The organism is Kutzneria buriramensis (assembly GCF_003387475.1).
Taxonomy (GTDB): Bacteria; Actinomycetota; Actinomycetes; order Mycobacteriales; family Pseudonocardiaceae; genus Kutzneria; species Kutzneria buriramensis.
Window position 1 is genome coordinate 1 of sequence record NZ_QUNO01000045.1, and the last position, 15,674, is coordinate 15,674.

The following is a 15,674-nucleotide window of genomic DNA, read 5'->3' on the forward strand; positions in this document are numbered from 1 at the left end:
AGCGCCCCGCGCGGCGAGCTGGACCTCGTGCCGGCCGCCGCGTAGGCGGTCCGGTCGGCCAGCCGCAGCACCGCCCCGTCCAGGTCGTAGTCGCGTTCGTTGCGGCTCTCCTCGATCTCCGCGATCGCCGCCTGCGCCTGCTCGGCGTCGGCGCATACCTTCATGTCGGCCGCGGCCAGTCCGAGCGTTGTCAGGGCCTGGTCCAGGTCCGCCGGCGCCCCGTCGGCCGACGTGTGCAGGTCGAAGGCGAACAGCTGCAGCCGCCGCTCAGCCACCGTCGCCGGGTCCTTGGCCCGGAGCGTGCCCGCCGCCGCGCCGCGCGGGTTGATGAGCGGCTTGTCCGGGTGGGCGGCGTTGTAGGCCGCGAACGTCGAGCGCAGCATCACCGCCTCGCCGCGCACCTCCACCGTGCCCGCCGCGTCGATCCGCTCCGGCACCCCGTCCACCAGCGCCCGGACCAGGAACGTCACATCGTCCCCGGTCGTGCCGTCGCCGCGGGTGACCGCCCGTTGTAGCTTGCCGTCCTCGTAGATCACCGCCAGCGACAGCCCGTCCAGCTTCGGCATCACCGCCACCGGCTGACCCGGGAACCGGTCGAAGAACGCCGCCACCTGGTCGGGTTTTGTGGCCTTCTCCAGCGACAGCATCGGCCGCGAGTGCCGGACCGGCGCGTGCAGCACCGTCGGCGCGCCCACCTGCTCCAGCGGGTTCGGGTCCGGCGCCAGCTCCGGATTGGCCTCGATGAGGGCTCGCAGCTCGTCCTCGATCGTGTCGTACTCGGCGTCGGCCACCAGCGGCGAGCCCCGGTAGTAGGCGTCGCGCAGCGCCACGACCTGGTCGGCGAGTTCCTGGATACGTTCCCCGGCGTTCACGGTGCTCAAGCTACCGCGAACCCCTGACATTTCCCGGCAGCCCTGGACCGCGGACGCCCCGGTCCGCGTCACGCGTGATCACCCTGGTCTGAGCTCGGTGGGCGGTGTGAAGACTGGTTGTCGGTCGATGATCTCCACGGTCCATTTCGAGTGGTGGATCATGCGGTGGTGCGTGCTGCAGAGCAGTACGAGGTTGTCGAGGCTGGTCCATCCTCCGTCGGCCCAGTGGGTTACGTGGTGTGCGTGGCATTGCCTAGGTCTGCGATGACATCCCGGGAAGGCGCAGCCTTTGTCCCTGACGATCAGTGCCCTACGGATGGTGTTGGGGATGGTGCGGGTGCTGCGTCCGATGTTGATGGGCGCGGAGTTGGCGTCGATGATCATGCGGTAGGTGGTGCTGTCGCAGGCGATGCGGCGGGCCGATTCGGCGTCGATGGGGTCGCCGCCTTCGATCTCGGCCATGCCGATGTGCTGGAGGAATTCGGTCGCGTTCATGGTGATGGCGAGGTGGGGGCGTTCGCCGCCTTCGTCGGGCAGCTTGTCGCTACCGGCAGCGAGCTCGATGATGTCGGTGAAGGCGTCGCCTTGTCGCTGCGGGGTGGTGCGGGTGTCGTTGGCCTTGGGCTTGGCGAGGGGGCTGATCAGTGCGGCGAGGAGTGCGCCGGTTTCGGGGTCGGTGGTGCCTCGGAAGGCGACGGACCCGTCCACGCGGTTGCTGTAGTGGAACTCCCGCTTGGGTTGTGCGAGGTCGTCTTTGGGCTCGGGTCCGTCCTGATCGAGTAGTACCAGGATTCGTTTGGCGGCTAGGCGGAAGTGGTGGAGCGGGAGGTGGGTGTTGTGGAGCAGTTCGGCTTCGACTTTGTCGCGGTCCAGGATCGGTGCTTGGGCTAGGGTTTCGTTCAGAACGGTGAGCTGGTCGGCGTCGATTTCGCCGGCGCGGGCAGCGTCCCGGACTGCGTCCCTGCCGAAGAGTTGTGCGTGGGCGACGATCTGCAACGCGTCTTTCTTGGTGACCCGCAACTGAGTCTGGACCTGCGCCACCAGTGAGACTCGGTCTTCTTTCGATCGTCCGGTGCGGTTCCACAGCTCCGAGACCGTCTCGACCAGGCGTGTGTAGGCGGTGCGGCGGAGGTCTTGGGCTTCACCGCAGGTGTGCCAGAGCGACGTGTCGTCCATCCGCCATGCGGCGGTGGGATCCCGGGTCGCTTCCATGCTCCTATTCTACCGCGCTGATCAGGCGTTTTTCGTTGCGTGGACTGGGAATACCTGTTCGAGTGACCGAGTGGAAAGCGCTTTCCTGAACCTGTCGGCGTCCCCGACTTCCTCACCCGTCCAAAGCCCTCTGTAGAAGCAACCACCTACGGAGCAGTCCGCAAACCACCTGGCGTGCTTCCCGCCTGAAATGAGCGAACTGGGCAGCTATCACGCAGGCCCGTAACCACGGTCCGGGGTGGTGGTGGCGAACATGGTTGGTAATGAGGGGGCGAGTGGACCCACCGCGCCGATCCGGCGATCTCCGATTGCGGGAGTGGTCGGAACCATTGACGGGGAGCTGGAGGAACGGACCGGTGGGGTGCCTCGACGTGTATCACCGCCGAGGCACCCCACCAACCCCCCAGAACCCTACGGTTGCGCCGCCAACTGGAAAGACTGCGCAGGCCCGCTCGTGCAGCTCCACTGCTGGAGCAGGCCACCGTCCACTGCGGACTGATCACGCACGTCCAAACACTTCCCGCTGTTGCGGGCCACGAAGCTGTAGTACCCGTTGCCTCGATCCACTGCCTGCCACTGCTGGTTGCTGCCGCCGACGTAACTCCACAACTGCACGGTCGTCCCGTCAGCGGTCGCGCCGGCGCCGCCGCTGACGTCCCACGCCAGGCCGGGGGCGTTCCGGTTGACCACCTGGTAGTAGCCGTCACCGGTCGACCGGAACTGCCACTCCTGGTTGGTGTTCGCCCCGCACGCCCACTGCTGAAGGGCGGTCCCGTTGGCAGTGCCGCGGTCGGCGGCAACCAGGCACTTCCCGCTGTTCTGGTTGATCACCTCGTTTCACTTGGACGAGTCGATCCCGCCCGGCGGGGGAGTGGTGCCGCCGGAACCGGGCCACGTGAACGTCGCCATCGACCCGCCCGGCATGCTGTAGCCGAACGACGAACCGCCGTACGACACCTGGAAGTTCTGCGTGCCGCCGGAGTTCACGGCGACGAGCACGATGGAGCCGTCGGGATTGCGGAAGGCGACGTTCTCGATGCCGCCCTGCCCCTGCGCGGTGGAGTTGATCCGCACGGCCCCGGGCTTGACGAACTTGGCCAGGTGGCCGAGCACGTAGTAGTCCGCGTTGTACGTGACGCCGCCGCCGTCGACCGTGACGACACCCATGCAGTTGGTGCACGACCCGATCACCGGGCCATGATTGTTGTCCAGGGCCATGTTCCACAGGCTGACGCTGCGCGCCCAGTTGCGGGTTGCGCCGACGGCGAGGTTGCGGCCCTGCCACAGCAGGGAATCCGCGAAGGTGTTGCCCGACGACGTGCCGGAGCACTCGGTGAAGAAGATGTCCTTGTTCGGGTAGTCGCTCTTCACCTGGCTCTGCGCGCTCGGGTCTCCGCCGTAGCAGTGCCAGGCCGTGCCGACCGTGTTGTTCCCGGTCTGCGCCAGCACCGACTCGGCGTAGCCGGGGTTGTCCCAGTTGTGGTCCCAGCCCAGGATCTTCGTGCCCAGCCCAGCGGCCGACAGCTTGGGCGCCAGGGTGTTGATGACCCGGCTCTCCTGGTCGGCCGCCATCAGCATGCCCGGGTACCCACCGGGCTGGTTCTGCGGCTCGTTCTGCACGGCCAGGTACTGCACCGGCACGCCGGCGGCCTGGTAGGCCTGCACGGACTTGACCAGGTAGTCGGCGAAGGTGCGCTCGTAGTTGGTGGACAGCGACCCGCCGACCAGGTTGTTGTTCGTCTTCATCCACGCCGGCGCGCTCCACGGCACGACCATCGCCGACATGGCCGGGTTGAGCGACTTCGCCTGCGTGACCAGCGGCAGGATGTAGCTCTGGTCGTGCGAGATCGAGAACCGGGACAGGCTGGGATCGGCGGAGCCGTCGTCGTAACTGTAGAAGCTACGCGAGAAGTCCGTGGCCCCCAACGGTTGCCGCAGCCAGCTCAGCCCGATGCCGCTGGTGGGGCTGAACAGCGAGGTCATGATGCTGTTGCGGTTCGGGGAGTTGTAGATGTTCCAGGCGGCCGAGTCGGTCAGCGACGCGCCGAAGCCGACCATCGTCTGGTACGTGGTGTCGGCGTCGACGGTGATCACCGGCCCGCTGCCGCCCGAGCCGAACGGCACGGGTTGCTGTGGTGTCAAACGGTTCTGTTGATCGGGCGTGGTCAGCCAGACGTTGGCGGAGGTCGCGGCGAACGCCGGCGCGGCCTGCATGACGGCGTACGCGCTGCCGGCCGCGAGCAGGGCGCCGGCGGCCGCGACTGCGAGCGGCCGCCGGCGGGACATGATGGAGGTCATGCAGGGACACCCCTCCCGGTGAAACAAATGTAACAGCGATGTAACGCGGTTCCGAAAGTGCAGCACCGACCGTTCTCGCTGTCAAGAAACTCATTGGGGAGAATGCCAGTCGGCACGAATGGTGAAATGTAACAGATGAAACAGCGGTGTCATCGTGTAGACAGTTGTTGTCTCGGCGAGCCGCCACGGCGAGGCGGACCACGTCCCCTGCCACCCGTGGAAGGCCCATGAAGATTCGCAGGCTCCTCGCCGTCGCGGCGGCCACGACGGCCGCCGCGCTCGGCGTTCCCGCAGCTCACGCCGCGGCGACCGGTGCGATCACCGGTATCGGCGGCAAATGCCTGGACGTCACCGGCGGTGCCAGCGCCAACGGCACCCGCGTGCAACTGTGGTCGTGCAATGCCGGCGCGGCACAGCAATGGACGGTCGGTGACGGTTCGATTCGTGCCCTCGGCAAGTGCCTCGACGTCGCCGGCGCGTCCGTCCAGAACGGCGCCAAGGCGCAGATCTACGACTGCAACGGCACCGCCGCGCAGCAGTGGACGGCGTCCGCCGGCCGCCTGGTCAACACCGGCTCCGGCAAATGCCTCGACGCCACCGGCGTGAGCAGCGCCGACGGCACGCCGATGCAGATCTGGTCCTGTGGCACCGGCGCCAACCAGCAGTGGACGCTGCCCACGGGCGGCACCACCCCGCCGCCGGGATCCCCGTGCCCCGCCGGGCCTTTCGGCAACCCGCTGCCGGCGCAGAACCTCACGGCGACGAAGATCAAGGACGGCTACAACTTCCTCGAGGGACCCGTCTGGGACGCCGGCAGCCAGACCCTGCTGCTGACGGACATGCACGACGGTTCCGGCCCGCAGAACGTGCAGGCGTCGGACATCCTGCGCTTCACACCGTCCACCAACACCTTCGCCACATTCGTCACGGACTCCGGCAGCAACGGCCTGGCGCTCAGCCGCGACGGCAAGTCGATCATCGCCGCGACCCACGACCAGCGCAGCGTCTCCGCCTACGACCTCGCGACCAAGCAGCGAAACACGCTCGCCGCCAACTACCAGGGGCGCCTGTTCAACTCGCCCAACGACGTCACGGTCGGCGCCGACGGCACCGTCTACTTCACCGACCCCGACTTCCAGCGCGCCGACCGCCCGGACCAGATGTCCGGCCACACCGACGTGTTCAGGGTCAAGGACGGCGTCGTGTCGCTGATCGACGACTCCATCCGCGAGCCCAACGGCATCGAACTCTCGCCGGACGGCCGCACCCTCTACGTCGGCGGCAACGCCACCGGCAAGGTCTACAAGTACCCCGTCAACGCCGACGGCAGCACCGGCCCGCGCAGCGACTTCGTGTCACTCGGCGGCACCGACGGCGGCACGGTCGACTGCGCCGGCAACGTCTACCAGGTCACCTTCGGCGACGGGAAGGTCCACGTGTTCTCCCCGTCCGGCCAGGCGCTCGGCACGATCAGCGCCGGGCAGAACATGACCAACGCCGCGTTCGGCGGCCCCGACGGGCGCACCCTCTACCTCACCTCCGGCAGCCCGTCCTCCGGCGGCGACACCGGAAACTACGGCCTGTACGGCATTCGCCTGAACGTGCCGGGCTGGCCGTACTAGCCGACCCAGCGCTGTAGGGCGTCTTCGAGACCGGCGGCGTCGTCGGTGTCGGACGCCCACGCCACGACCCCGTCCGGGCGCACCAGCAGCCCGGCCGGGGTCTCGTGCGCGTCGGTCACGACGTTCACCCGGCCGTTGCCGATCCGGGCGAACGCACCGTCGGAAGTGCGGTCCAGCAACAGGAATCCGCCGCCGTGGGCGTGATCGGCCAGCCGGGAGCCGTCGCCGAGATACACGTCCGGGACGTAGCGGCCGATCAGCGGGTGATCGCCGGGCAGCTCGATTCGTTGCGTGACGCCGGAGACCTTCTTGACGGCATAAGTCGTGCCGTCCCGAGTGGACAGTAGATCGGCGACGATCTCGCGCAGTGCCCCCGACTTCGGGTCGCCGCGCAGCACCCCGATCTGCGCTCGGGTCCAGTCCAGCACCCACGCGCCCAGCGGTCGGCGCTCCACGTCGTAGCTGTCGAGCAGGCCCTCCGGGGCCCGCCCGGCGATCACCGCCCCGAGCTTCCAGCCGAGGTTCATCGCGTCGCCGACGCCGAGGTTGAGGCCCTGGCCGCCGAACGGCGGGTGCACGTGGGCGGCGTCGCCGGCCAGCAGCACCCGCCCCTTCCGGTACGTCGCGGCCTGCCGGGTGTTGTCGGTCCAGCGCGTCGGGGTGGCCCGCAGCGCGGTCAGGGTGACGTCGGTGCCCGAGATCCGGCGCAGCGCGGCCTGCACGTCGTCGAGGGTGATCGGCGTCGACCGGTCGGCCGGCGGGCTGTTGAACTCCACGGTCGCCACCCGCCCGGGCTGGGGGCCGTAGCGATAGACCCCGCGCGGCGTCCACGTCCAACCGTCGGCGAGCTTCTCGGGGTCGGCGATGTCCGCGACCGCCTGGTAGCCGGTGAGTTCCGGGTCGGTGCCAGGGAAGTCGATGCCGGCGAGCCGGCGCACGGCGCTGTGCCCACCGTCGCACCCGACCAGCCAGCCCGTCTCGAACGAGCCGGTGTCGGTGCCGACCAGCACGCGGTCGCCGGTGTCGTCGAGCGCGATGACCTCCACGCCGCGATGCACCGGCACGCCGAGCCGGGCCACGTGGTCGGCCAGCAGCGCCTCCAGCTGCGGCTGCGGCACCATCCGCGCCCCCTCGGCGGCGGTGTGCGCGGCGAGATCGGGATCGGCCCAGTCCACGAGGTCGGGGTCGAGGGCCATGCCCGCGAAGTGCCCCGTGAACCGCCCCTCGCCGGTGCCGTACGACCCGATCCGCTCCAGCACCTCCTGGTGCACCTTCTCGGCCGCCGGCAGCAGGCCGCGCCGGTCGAGCGCCTCGGCCGTCGGCACGTTGATGCCCTGCGCCTTCATCGAATTGGCCGGCTCGGCCAGCAGCCGCTCGACCACCCGCACGTCCGCCCCGGCAAGCGCCAGCTCGGCGGCGAGCAACAGGCCCACCGGCCCCGCTCCTACCACTGTCACGTCTGTATTCACGAACACTGTTCTAGTTACGAACGACGTTCGTGTCAAGCTATGGTGGTGCGGTGAACCCCCGAGAGCGCCGCGCCGCGCGCCGGAACCCCGAGGCCGAGGCCGCGCCGAGGCGGCCGCGCAAGACCGTCTTCACCGCCGCGCAGATCGTCGACACCGCCCTGGACGTCATCGCCGCCGAGGGCTACGAGGCCCTGACCATGCGCCGGGTCGCCGCCGCCCTGGACACCGGACCCGCCTCGCTCTACGCGCACGTCGTCAACAAGGCCGACCTCGACGAGCTGCTCATCGGGCGGCTCTGCGCCGACCTCGTGCTGCCCGAGCCCGATCCGACGGCCTGGCGGGACCAGATCCGCGGCGTCTGCGCGCAGATCCGAGACCAGTACCTGAGATACCCCGGCATCTCGCGCGCCGCCCTCGCCATGGCCCCCACCGATCTCGAGATCGTTCGCGTCAGCGAGGGCATGCTGGCCATCCTGCTCGCCGGCGGCGTCGCGCCGCAGGCCGCCGCCTGGGCCGTCGACGCACTTCTGCTCTACGTTGCCGCCTACTGCCTGGAGTTGTCCGTCGCCCGGTCCGCCAACGCCGACGCCCCCTGGGTGCTGGATCCCGCCGAGCTGCGCCGCCGGTTCGCCGCCCTGCCCGCCGAGACCTTCCCGCACACCACCCGCCACGCCGCCGAGCTCACCGCCGGCGCCGGCCACGACCGCTTCGACTTCACCCTCGGCCTGATGGTCAACGGCCTGGGGTGAGCACCGCCCGATCGGGCGGACTGTGCCGGCGGGCCAACGGGTTCGCGGTGCGGCCGGGAACACTCTGGGCGGAGACCTGGGGGATCGATGCGCGATCGGAGGGCCCGCTGCCGGCCGTCGACGACCTGCTCGACGCGTTCGCGTAGGACCTGCGTGCGCTGCGGGAGTCCGCGGGCAACCCGACCTACCACGAGCTGGCCCGGCTGGCGCACTACTCCGCCGGCACGCTGTCGGACGCGGCCGGCGGCAAGAAGTTGCCGACGCTGGCCGTGACGCTGGCGTACATCGGGGCGTGCCGGGGAGACCGCGTCGCCCGGGAACGCCGCTGGCGTGCCGATGCCGCCGAGTTGGCCGCCCGCCGGACCAGGCTCCAGGCGGAGGCGCGGGCCGGCGACGGGGACGGCCCGTACGTCGGCCCGGCCGCCTTCCAGACGGCCGACGCCGGCCGGTTCTTCGGGCGTGAGTCGGCGGTCGACGAGCTGGCGCGGCTCGTGGCCGCCGAGCGTTTCGTCTCGGTGTTCGGGGCGTCCGGCGTGGGCAAGTCCTCCCTGCTCCGGGCCGGTCTGGTGCCGGCGATCGAGGGATCGTCGGTCGCGCCGGTCTCCGCGTCGTCATCGGCGTCCGTGCCGACTTCTACCCGCACTGCATCCGGCCCTGGCCGACGCCCTGCGCCGAGGAGTGCGCCGTGCGAGTGGACGCCGCGAAGATCGGCGTCCACAAGGGACTCGGCGACGGGGGAGAAGTCGAGGGCGCGGAAGACGCGCTCGATCGAGCCGGTCAGCCAGGCCGCGGTCACGGTCGAGCGGTCGGTCATGCCGACTGACGCTAGAAGGGCCTAACCGGCCCGGCTATCCCGTCAGCACAGGACTTGTGCGGATCACGCGCCCTGCCGGGCCCGCGCCAGGTCGTCCTGGTGGAACCAGCCGACGATGTCCGAGTCCGGCACGCTGCCCTCGCCGCGCAGGATCCACGCCTCGCCGAGGCGCTGCCAGTTGGCATTGGCTCGGATCACCACGCAGTACGGGCCGTAGCCCAGGTTCAGGGCGGCGGTGATGCCACGGAACGCGTAGACGCCGACCGGCTGCATCGGGTTGGACATGTCGGCCTGGTTCGTCTCCGCCCGCAGCGGCGCGCGACACGTGCCGACCTCCGCGTTCCGCGTGCCGTGCACGAGGTAGTCCTGGCTGTTCTCGAGCAGGCCCGACAGTTGGGCGCCGGTGAGGTGCCGCGGGTCGGCCGGCTGCTGGCTGCTCGCGAGCTGCGACGCCTGTCGCCAGCCGGGCGTCCAGCTCCGGAACCACTCGACGCGCAGGGTGGAGGCCGCCCGCACCTGGTGCAGGTGCGTGTGCCAGATGGTCTGGTACGCGGTGGTGAACGGGTAGCGTTGGCGGATCGTCACCAGCGCGGGCTGCTGGCGGAGCGTGGACAGCACGGCGGTGTACACCGCCTGCTGGACGAGGGAGCGCGCGGCGGCGGCCGTCGGCAGGCTCACTGGTTCAGCCCCCAGCCGGATGCGGTGACGCCGTCGAGGACGCTCTGGATGTCCTCGGTGACCCACGCGACCAGCTCGTCGTCGCCGATCAGCCCGAGCTCCGGGTGCTGCTGGAACAGCGCGCCGACCTGCGCGCCGACGGTGTAGACGAGCAGGTCGGCCAGCTCCTCGGCCGGTGGCAGCTGCGCGACCAGGGACTGGCGGAACTCGGCGGTGAGCTCGTCGATCAGCGTCCGGTAGTCCGCGCCGGCGCTGACCGCGTCGTCCAGGGGCTTGACCAGGGCGGTGCCACCGTGGCCGAGCCGGTGCTCGACGTCGGCCTTGAGGTCCGGCCAATTCCCGGTGGCCTGAACGGTGCCGGCGTCCGTCAGCTCCGAGAGCACGGGCATGATCCACGCCTCGTCGCCCTCGCCCCAGTACTGTCTGATGCTCACCCGACCTGTTTACCCAGCCCGCGGGGGCGCCGGAGAGGCCGGAAAGATCGATAACCAGGCCCCGTTTTCCCGCCCGTTGGGGCAGCCCACGATTGCGACGATCGTCGGCGGGCGCTAGTCCTCGACCGTGGACACCAGGCGGGCGTCGAGCCGCGCGGGCACGGCCGCGAGCGCCCGTGAGACGAGGCAGTTCCGCTTGGTGTTCTCGGCCATGGCCAGGAACCGCTGGTCGGCGATGCCGGCCACGGTCGCCTCGCAGCGCAGGTCGACCTCGCTCAGCGCGATGCCACCCGCGCCGGCCTCGGTGCGCACCTCCGCGAACGTCTCGATCCGAAGCGGCTGGTAACCGGCATCGTCGAGGTCGGAGGCCAGCGCCATCGAGAAACAGCCGGCGAAGGCCATGCCCAGCAGGGCCTCGGGGCTGCCGACGGTGTCGTCGGCGTCCTCGATCAGCTGCGGGTTCGCCCGCCGGGCCAGGTCGTACGCCACCCGTACGCCGCCCTTGATCATCTCGCCGGAGCCGGTCTTCTCGGTGCCGTGCCACACGGCCCGGCCGGTGTGCGGTGCGACGCGGTCGGGTACGCCGCCGCCGTCCTCGGCGCCGAGCAGGTCGCCGGGGGAGAGGTCCAGGGCGGCGGCCAGCGTGAGCAGCGCGCGCAGCGACGGCGCGCGTTCCCCCTGTTCGAGCCGGTAGAGGTGCACCTCGCTGAGGCCCGTCATGGCGGCGACGTCGATCAGCCGCAGGCCGCGGGCGAACCGCGCGGTGCGCAGCTTGTTCGCCATCGCCTGCAGCTGGGCGTCGATGAGCGACTCGTCCAGCACGCGGTCAACCTTCCTACCTGCACGTTTCGGCACAGCATGCCTCCTGGGCAAGTTATGGGCAAGTACTTGACCTGGAGGCAAGCGGTAGGCAACCTGGGGCGGATTCTCCGTCAGGAGGAACCATGGGAATTCAGGTACGCCGCCGCGCCGCGGCCCGCTGGCAGGGCCCCGTGGCCACCGGCGTCGGGCACATCCGGACGGCGAGCAAGGCGGTCGACAGCGACTACTCGCTGCGCTCCCGCGAGGGGGAAGGCGCGCCGCTCAACACCAACCCCGAGGAGCTCATCGGGGCCGGGCTCGCCGGCTGCTTCGCGATGTCCGTGGCCAACCAGCTGGAGCAGGCCGGGCACAGCGACGTCGAGGTCGACGCCAACGCCGTGGTCCGGCTGGAGGAGACCGACGCCGGCTTCCGGATCACCGAGATCGCGCTGTCGATCAGCGGCGGCGCCCCGGGGCTGGGCGACGACGAGTTCGCGCGCATCGCCGACCAGGCCAAGCGCACCTGCCCGGTGTCGCTGGCGCTGGCCGGCACGACGATCACGTTGACGCAGGTGAAGGCGGTGCGGTGATGGGCTCGCGGTACGTCGTCTACACCGCCGACGTGACACCCGAGGCGCAGGCTCGTCCGGTGTTGACGGAATCCTTCGGCTGCGCCTACCTGACGCAGACCGTGCTGACGATCTCGGGTGGAACAGCGCTTTTCGAGTCGGGACAGCACGAGGAGTTGCTGTTCGTCCTGCACGGACGTGGACGCCTGCTGCTGGACGGCGGCGAGCACGACTTCGGGCCGGAGAGCGGGATCTACATCGGGCCGGGGGAGACCTACCGGTTCGACGTCACCGAACCCACCGAGATCGTCAGCGTCCGAGTGCTCAACCCCGCCGGCGACGAGGTGGCGGTCGGCGACCGGCGCACGGTGTCACCGCTGGACGCGCAGGAGATCGGCAAGGCCACCGCCGGGCGCGAGTACCGGATCCTCGCCGACCCGTCGACCGGCTTCCGCTCGGGCACCCACTTCGTCGGCGACGTGCCTCCCGGCGAGGCCGCCCCCGTGCACTACCACCGCTACAACGAGGTCATCTATATCTTGCAGGGCAACGGGATCCTGCACATCGACGGCGAGCGCAACCCGCTCTACCCGGGCGCCTGCATCCACCTTCCGGCGCGCACCCTGCACCAGGTCGAGAACACCGGCGACGAGCCGATGCGCGAAGTGGCGGTGTTCGTGCCGGCCGGCTCGCCGGCGGCGGCGTACCTGCCCGACGGCACCAGCGCGTACCCCACTCAGCCGGACGACCCGCAGGGCGGGGTCCGGTAGGAGGAGCGGCCATGGGCGTCGTCGAGCAGCTGGGTCGGTCGGATATCCCCTTGCCGGGCACGAGGTTCTCGACACCACGGACGTCGACCAGACCAGCCGGGTCATCCGCGACAACCGCCTGCTGCCCGAGACCGGCGTCTTCCGCGCGGTGCCGCGGTCCGTGGCGCTCGGCGGCATCACCCTCAACCACGTCGTCACGACCACCGCCAGCAACGGATTCCTTGTGCACATACCGCTCGCCGGCCGGGCGGACGTCCGGTGCGGCGGCGACGCCGTCACCTCCGATCCGGCGACCGCGGTGGTGATCGATCCGGCCGAGCACCACGACATGACGTGGGCCGGCGGCACTCCGCAGCTCATCGTGGGTCTCGATCGTGGACGCATGGAGAGCCACCTCGGCCGGGCCCTGGGCCGGCGGCCGGTCCGGCCGCTGCGCTTCGCGCTCGGCATGGACCTGAACTCCACGGCGGTGCGATCCTGGCTCGGCGCGGTGGCCCTGTTGGTGCACGAAGTGACCGGCGCCGAGCCGCTGACCGTGGAGGATGTCGCCGAGGCCGTGGGCGTCGCGGTTCGGGCTCTCCAGGACGGCTTCCGCCGGCACGCGGACACCACGCCCATGAGCTACCTGCGGGACGTCCGGCTGAGACGGGTGCGTGCCGAGCTGACGGCGGCCGAGCCCGGCACGGTCACCGTCACCGATGTGGCTGTGCGTTGGGGATTCCTGCACGCCGGCCGGTTCTCGGTGCTCTACCGCGAGCAGTTCGGCGAGACGCCGTCGACGACGCTGCGCGGATAGCCCCAGCGTCATTCGGATAGCACCAGCCGCAGGCCCGCCTCACGCTCGCGGCCTGCCCGTCCAGAGAGGCAACACCGTGCTGACGTCCGAAGAGTTCCGGCTCAGGTTCCCCGCGCTGCGCGACATGACCTACTTGGCGTCGTGCAGCCAGGGCGCGTTGTCCGACACCCTGGCGACGGCCCTGCTGGAATTCCAGCACACCCTGCTGCGGTACGGCGCGCCGTGGGAGCGGTGGATGGGCCAGGTCGACACCGCGCGTCGGCTGTTCGCCGAGATGATCAACGCCGATGCCGACGAGGTCGCCGTGCTGCCGACGGTTTCGGCGGCCGCCTACCAGGTGGCGTCCACAAGGGACTTCGCGGCGCGCCCGACGATCGTGACCACCGACATGGAATTCCCGTCGGTGGCGCATGTCTGGCTTGCCCAGCGGGCAAACGGCGCTGCGGTGCGCCATGTCGCGGACCGGTCCGGAGTCGTGCCGGCGGAGGACTACATCGCGGCCATCGACGAGACCTGCGGGCTGGTGTCCGTGCCGCTGATCTCGTATCGCAACGGCGTCCGTCTGCCGGTCGATGCCGTGCTGGAGCGGGCCCGCGCGGCCGGCGCGACGACCTTCGTCGACGCCTACCAGGGCGCGGGCGTGGAACCGATCGACGTGCGCGAGATCGGCTGCGACTTCCTCGCCGCCGGCGCGCTCAAGTACGTGCTGGGCATCCCCGGCATCGCTTTCCTCTATGTGCGGGGCGGTCTGCGGGACGAGCGCGATCCGCAGGCCACCGGTTGGTTCGGCCGCCAGAATCCGTTCTCGTTCGACTCGCGGCACCTCGACTACCCGGCGGGCGCGCGGCGTTTCGAGAGCGGCACGCCCGCGATTCCCGCAGCCTACGGCGCGGTGGCCGGTATGACGGTTCTTGGCTCCGTGGAGCCGAAAGCCGTCCGCGCGCACGTCTCGGAGCTCGGTCAGCACGCGCAGGACTCGCTGATCGCCCTGGGGGAACGCCTCTGGTCGCCGGCGGATCCCGCGTTGCGCGGCCCGCAGGTGGCGCTCATGGATGCCGATCCCGCCAAGCTGGCCGGTTTCCTCTCCTCGCGTGGCATCGTCACCAGCCCCCGCGGTGACCTGCTGCGAATCGCCTTGCACTACTACAACTCGCCCGAGGACGTCGACACCGTCGTCGCCGCGATCCGCGAGTACCGACGTCTCGGAGGTTGACCGTCATGGGAGACAACGCCGTCCCCGACGCTGCGGGCGCGCAACGGTGCCCCACGGGCTCGCCGGGCAGCTGAACTCCCGCCAGCTGGCCATGATCGGCATCGGCGGGGCGATCGGAACCGGGCTGTTCCCCGGCTCGACGCTGGCCATCAGCAACGCCGGCCTGGCGACGATCATTGCCTACGTCCTGTGTGGACTCGTCGCGCTGGTGATCGCCTGGGCGCTGGTGGAGATGGTGGTGGTGCACCACGAGGCCGGGGCTTTCGGCGCGATCGCGCACCGGTACCTCGACGGCTGGGCCGGGTTCTACTGGGCCGGCCAGGTGATCGCTGTCGGCGGCGAGGTGATTGCGGCCGGCATGTACCTCCAGTACTGATGGCCGCAGCTGCCGCTGTGGCTGCCGGTGGTGCTGTTCTCGGCCGTCATCCTGGTCGTGAACGCCCTGACCGTCAACTTCTTCGGCACCCTGGAGTACTGGTTCTCCATGGTGAAGGTCACCGCGATCGCCGTGTTCGTGGTGCTCGGCTTCGTGCTGATCTTCTTCGGGCTGCCCGGCCAGCACGCGACCGGCTTCGGCAATCTCACCTCGCACGGCGGCCTCATGCCCGGCGGGTTCGGCGGCCTGGGCATAGCGATGATCTTCGCGTTGTTCAGCTACTTCGGCACCGAGGTAGTGTCCGTGACCGCGGCCGAGTCGAAGGACTCGGTGCGGGACATCCCGCGCGCGGCCCGGAAGATGGTGCTGCGCATCGGCTTCTTCTACGTGCTCGCGGTGATCGTGATCGTCTCCATCGTGCCGTGGACCGTCGCGGCCCAGGACTCGAGTCCGTTCGTGAACGTGTTCGCCCCGCTGTGGTCGCTCGCCGCCTGTGGAGCGACTGCCTCGGCCACCGTCCGGAGGCCGTCGACCTCGCCCGCGCCACCTTCGGCGACGACCACCTGCTCCTCGGCAGCGACTACCCGGTCCCCATGGGCCTCGACGATCCCGCCGAGGCCACCGCCCACCTGTCCGCCGACCTACGCCGCCGCACAGCCGCCAACGCCGAGCGCCTGCTGGACCCCGTCGACGCCACCAGCCCTTAGCTGTCACCCCGGCCTGAGTTCGGCAGGTGGCGTGAAGACCGGTTGCCGGTCGATGATCTCCACGGTCCATTTCGAGTGGTGGATCATGCGGTGGTGCATGCTGCAGAGCAGTACGAGGTTGTCGAGGCTGGTCCATCCGCCGTCGGCCCAGTGGGTTACGTGGTGGGCGTGGCATTGCCTAGGTCTGCGATGACATCCGGGGAAGGCGCAGCCTTTGTCCCTGACGATCAGTGCCCTACGGATGGTGTTGGGGATGGTGCGGGTGCTGCGTCCGATGTTGATGGGTGCGGAGTT

At 70.1% G+C, this 15,674-nt stretch carries 17 protein-coding genes and 3 pseudogenes; 11 read left to right on the plus strand and 9 right to left on the minus strand.

Translation table 11 applies throughout. From position 1 onward, the window contains the following. The 4 genes and pseudogenes from BCF44_RS54165 to BCF44_RS54175 all read right to left on the minus strand — a co-directional run. Positions 1-872: pseudogene (locus tag BCF44_RS54165) on the minus strand (NAD-dependent DNA ligase LigA); the annotation flags it as partial. Positions 873-950: 78 nt separating this feature from the next. After that, positions 951-2,084, minus strand: coding sequence for an HNH endonuclease signature motif containing protein (locus BCF44_RS54170; protein ID WP_116182421.1), 1,134 nt, complete (start codon positions 2,082-2,084; stop codon positions 951-953). A 411-nt stretch (positions 2,085-2,495) separates the two neighbouring features. Further along, positions 2,496-2,915 carry an RICIN domain-containing protein gene (locus BCF44_RS57280; protein ID WP_211353712.1) on the minus strand — a complete coding sequence of 140 codons (420 nt, stop codon included), beginning with the start codon at positions 2,913-2,915 and terminating at the stop codon, positions 2,496-2,498. A 6-nt stretch (positions 2,916-2,921) separates the two neighbouring features. Then, entirely contained in the window at positions 2,922-4,382 is a 1,461-nt protein-coding gene (locus BCF44_RS54175; protein ID WP_211353713.1) for a glycoside hydrolase family 30 protein, read from the minus strand. Between the two features lie 227 nt (positions 4,383-4,609). Between BCF44_RS54175 and BCF44_RS54180 the strand changes: the two genes are divergently transcribed. Continuing rightward, positions 4,610-6,004, plus strand: coding sequence for an SMP-30/gluconolactonase/LRE family protein (locus BCF44_RS54180; protein WP_116182422.1), 1,395 nt, complete (start codon positions 4,610-4,612; stop codon positions 6,002-6,004). Here BCF44_RS54180 and BCF44_RS54185 read toward each other — a convergent pair. After that, positions 6,001-7,479, minus strand: a complete 1,479-nt coding sequence (locus tag BCF44_RS54185) for an FAD-dependent monooxygenase (RefSeq protein WP_342775767.1) — start codon at positions 7,477-7,479, stop codon at positions 6,001-6,003. The genes BCF44_RS54180 and BCF44_RS54185 overlap by 4 nt on opposite strands. Positions 7,480-7,523: 44 nt before the next feature. Here BCF44_RS54185 and BCF44_RS54190 point away from each other — a divergent pair, with 44 nt between their 5' ends. The 3 genes from BCF44_RS54190 to BCF44_RS59080 all read left to right on the plus strand — a co-directional run bounded on the left by BCF44_RS54190 (position 7,524) and on the right by BCF44_RS59080 (position 9,061). Next, positions 7,524-8,222 (plus strand): TetR/AcrR family transcriptional regulator, encoded by a 699-nt coding sequence (locus BCF44_RS54190; protein WP_116182424.1) that lies wholly within the window; start codon positions 7,524-7,526, stop codon positions 8,220-8,222. Continuing rightward, on the plus strand, positions 8,219-8,368 hold the full coding sequence (locus tag BCF44_RS56435) for a hypothetical protein (protein WP_170218281.1): 150 nt from the start codon (positions 8,219-8,221) through the stop codon (positions 8,366-8,368). Before BCF44_RS54190 ends, BCF44_RS56435 begins: the two co-directional genes overlap by 4 nt. 123 nt (positions 8,369-8,491) lie before the next feature. Continuing rightward, entirely contained in the window at positions 8,492-9,061 is a 570-nt protein-coding gene (locus tag BCF44_RS59080) for an nSTAND1 domain-containing NTPase (RefSeq protein WP_342775768.1), read from the plus strand. A gap of 38 nt (positions 9,062-9,099) precedes the next feature. Here the strand turns inward: BCF44_RS59080 and BCF44_RS54200 are convergent, their stop codons facing one another. The 3 genes from BCF44_RS54200 to BCF44_RS54210 form a co-directional block, all read right to left on the minus strand. After that, on the minus strand, positions 9,100-9,714 hold the full coding sequence (locus tag BCF44_RS54200; protein ID WP_116182426.1) for a hypothetical protein: 615 nt from the start codon (positions 9,712-9,714) through the stop codon (positions 9,100-9,102). Then, positions 9,711-10,148: a hypothetical protein gene (locus BCF44_RS54205; RefSeq protein WP_116182427.1), complete on the minus strand. Its 438-nt coding sequence runs from the start codon at positions 10,146-10,148 to the stop codon at positions 9,711-9,713. Before BCF44_RS54205 ends, BCF44_RS54200 begins: the two co-directional genes overlap by 4 nt. Positions 10,149-10,262: 114 nt before the next feature. Then, positions 10,263-10,970, minus strand: coding sequence for an OsmC family peroxiredoxin (locus BCF44_RS54210; RefSeq protein ID WP_116182428.1), 708 nt, complete (start codon positions 10,968-10,970; stop codon positions 10,263-10,265). A 122-nt stretch (positions 10,971-11,092) separates the two neighbouring features. Between BCF44_RS54210 and BCF44_RS54215 the strand changes: the two genes are divergently transcribed. The 7 genes and pseudogenes from BCF44_RS54215 (at position 11,093) to BCF44_RS59505 (ending at position 15,380) form a co-directional block, all read left to right on the plus strand. After that, on the plus strand, positions 11,093-11,539 hold the full coding sequence (locus tag BCF44_RS54215) for an OsmC family peroxiredoxin (protein ID WP_116182429.1): 447 nt from the start codon (positions 11,093-11,095) through the stop codon (positions 11,537-11,539). Continuing rightward, entirely contained in the window at positions 11,539-12,288 is a 750-nt protein-coding gene (locus tag BCF44_RS54220) for a cupin domain-containing protein (protein WP_116182430.1), read from the plus strand. Before BCF44_RS54215 ends, BCF44_RS54220 begins: the two co-directional genes overlap by 1 nt. Positions 12,289-12,388: 100 nt before the next feature. Beyond that, a pseudogene (locus tag BCF44_RS59535) lies at positions 12,389-12,814 on the plus strand (cupin domain-containing protein); the annotation flags it as partial. 30 nt (positions 12,815-12,844) lie between these two features. Further along, positions 12,845-13,084 carry a helix-turn-helix domain-containing protein gene (locus tag BCF44_RS59540; protein WP_484131195.1) on the plus strand — a complete coding sequence of 80 codons (240 nt, stop codon included), beginning with the start codon at positions 12,845-12,847 and terminating at the stop codon, positions 13,082-13,084. 76 nt (positions 13,085-13,160) lie between these two features. Further along, a complete protein-coding gene (locus BCF44_RS54230; protein ID WP_246016342.1) occupies positions 13,161-14,297 on the plus strand; it encodes an aminotransferase class V-fold PLP-dependent enzyme in 1,137 nt (378 codons plus the stop codon). A gap of 91 nt (positions 14,298-14,388) precedes the next feature. Further along, a pseudogene (locus BCF44_RS54235) lies at positions 14,389-15,141 on the plus strand (amino acid permease); the annotation flags it as partial. A gap of 8 nt (positions 15,142-15,149) precedes the next feature. Then, positions 15,150-15,380 (plus strand): amidohydrolase family protein, encoded by a 231-nt coding sequence (locus BCF44_RS59505; RefSeq protein WP_379801602.1) that lies wholly within the window; start codon positions 15,150-15,152, stop codon positions 15,378-15,380. 3 nt (positions 15,381-15,383) lie between these two features. On the opposite strand, the gene BCF44_RS54245 is transcribed toward BCF44_RS59505, so the two are convergent. Beyond that, positions 15,384-15,662 (minus strand): HNH endonuclease signature motif containing protein, encoded by a 279-nt coding sequence (locus BCF44_RS54245; protein WP_425460131.1) that lies wholly within the window; start codon positions 15,660-15,662, stop codon positions 15,384-15,386. Positions 15,663-15,674 lie beyond the last annotated feature (12 nt).

What these genes read in the sequence shown, in the direction of transcription:
- BCF44_RS54215 (WP_116182429.1), top strand. Translation starts at nt 11,093, where the DNA reads ATGGGAATTCAGGTACGCCGCCGCGCCGCGGCCCGCTGGCAGGGCCCC.
- BCF44_RS54180 (WP_116182422.1), top strand. Translation starts at nt 4,610, where the DNA reads ATGAAGATTCGCAGGCTCCTCGCCGTCGCGGCGGCCACGACGGCCGCC.
- BCF44_RS54170 (WP_116182421.1), bottom strand. Translation starts at nt 2,084, where the DNA reads ATGGAAGCGACCCGGGATCCCACCGCCGCATGGCGGATGGACGACACG.
- BCF44_RS54175 (WP_211353713.1), bottom strand. Translation starts at nt 4,382, where the DNA reads ATGACCTCCATCATGTCCCGCCGGCGGCCGCTCGCAGTCGCGGCCGCC.
- BCF44_RS54220 (WP_116182430.1), top strand. Translation starts at nt 11,539, where the DNA reads ATGGGCTCGCGGTACGTCGTCTACACCGCCGACGTGACACCCGAGGCG.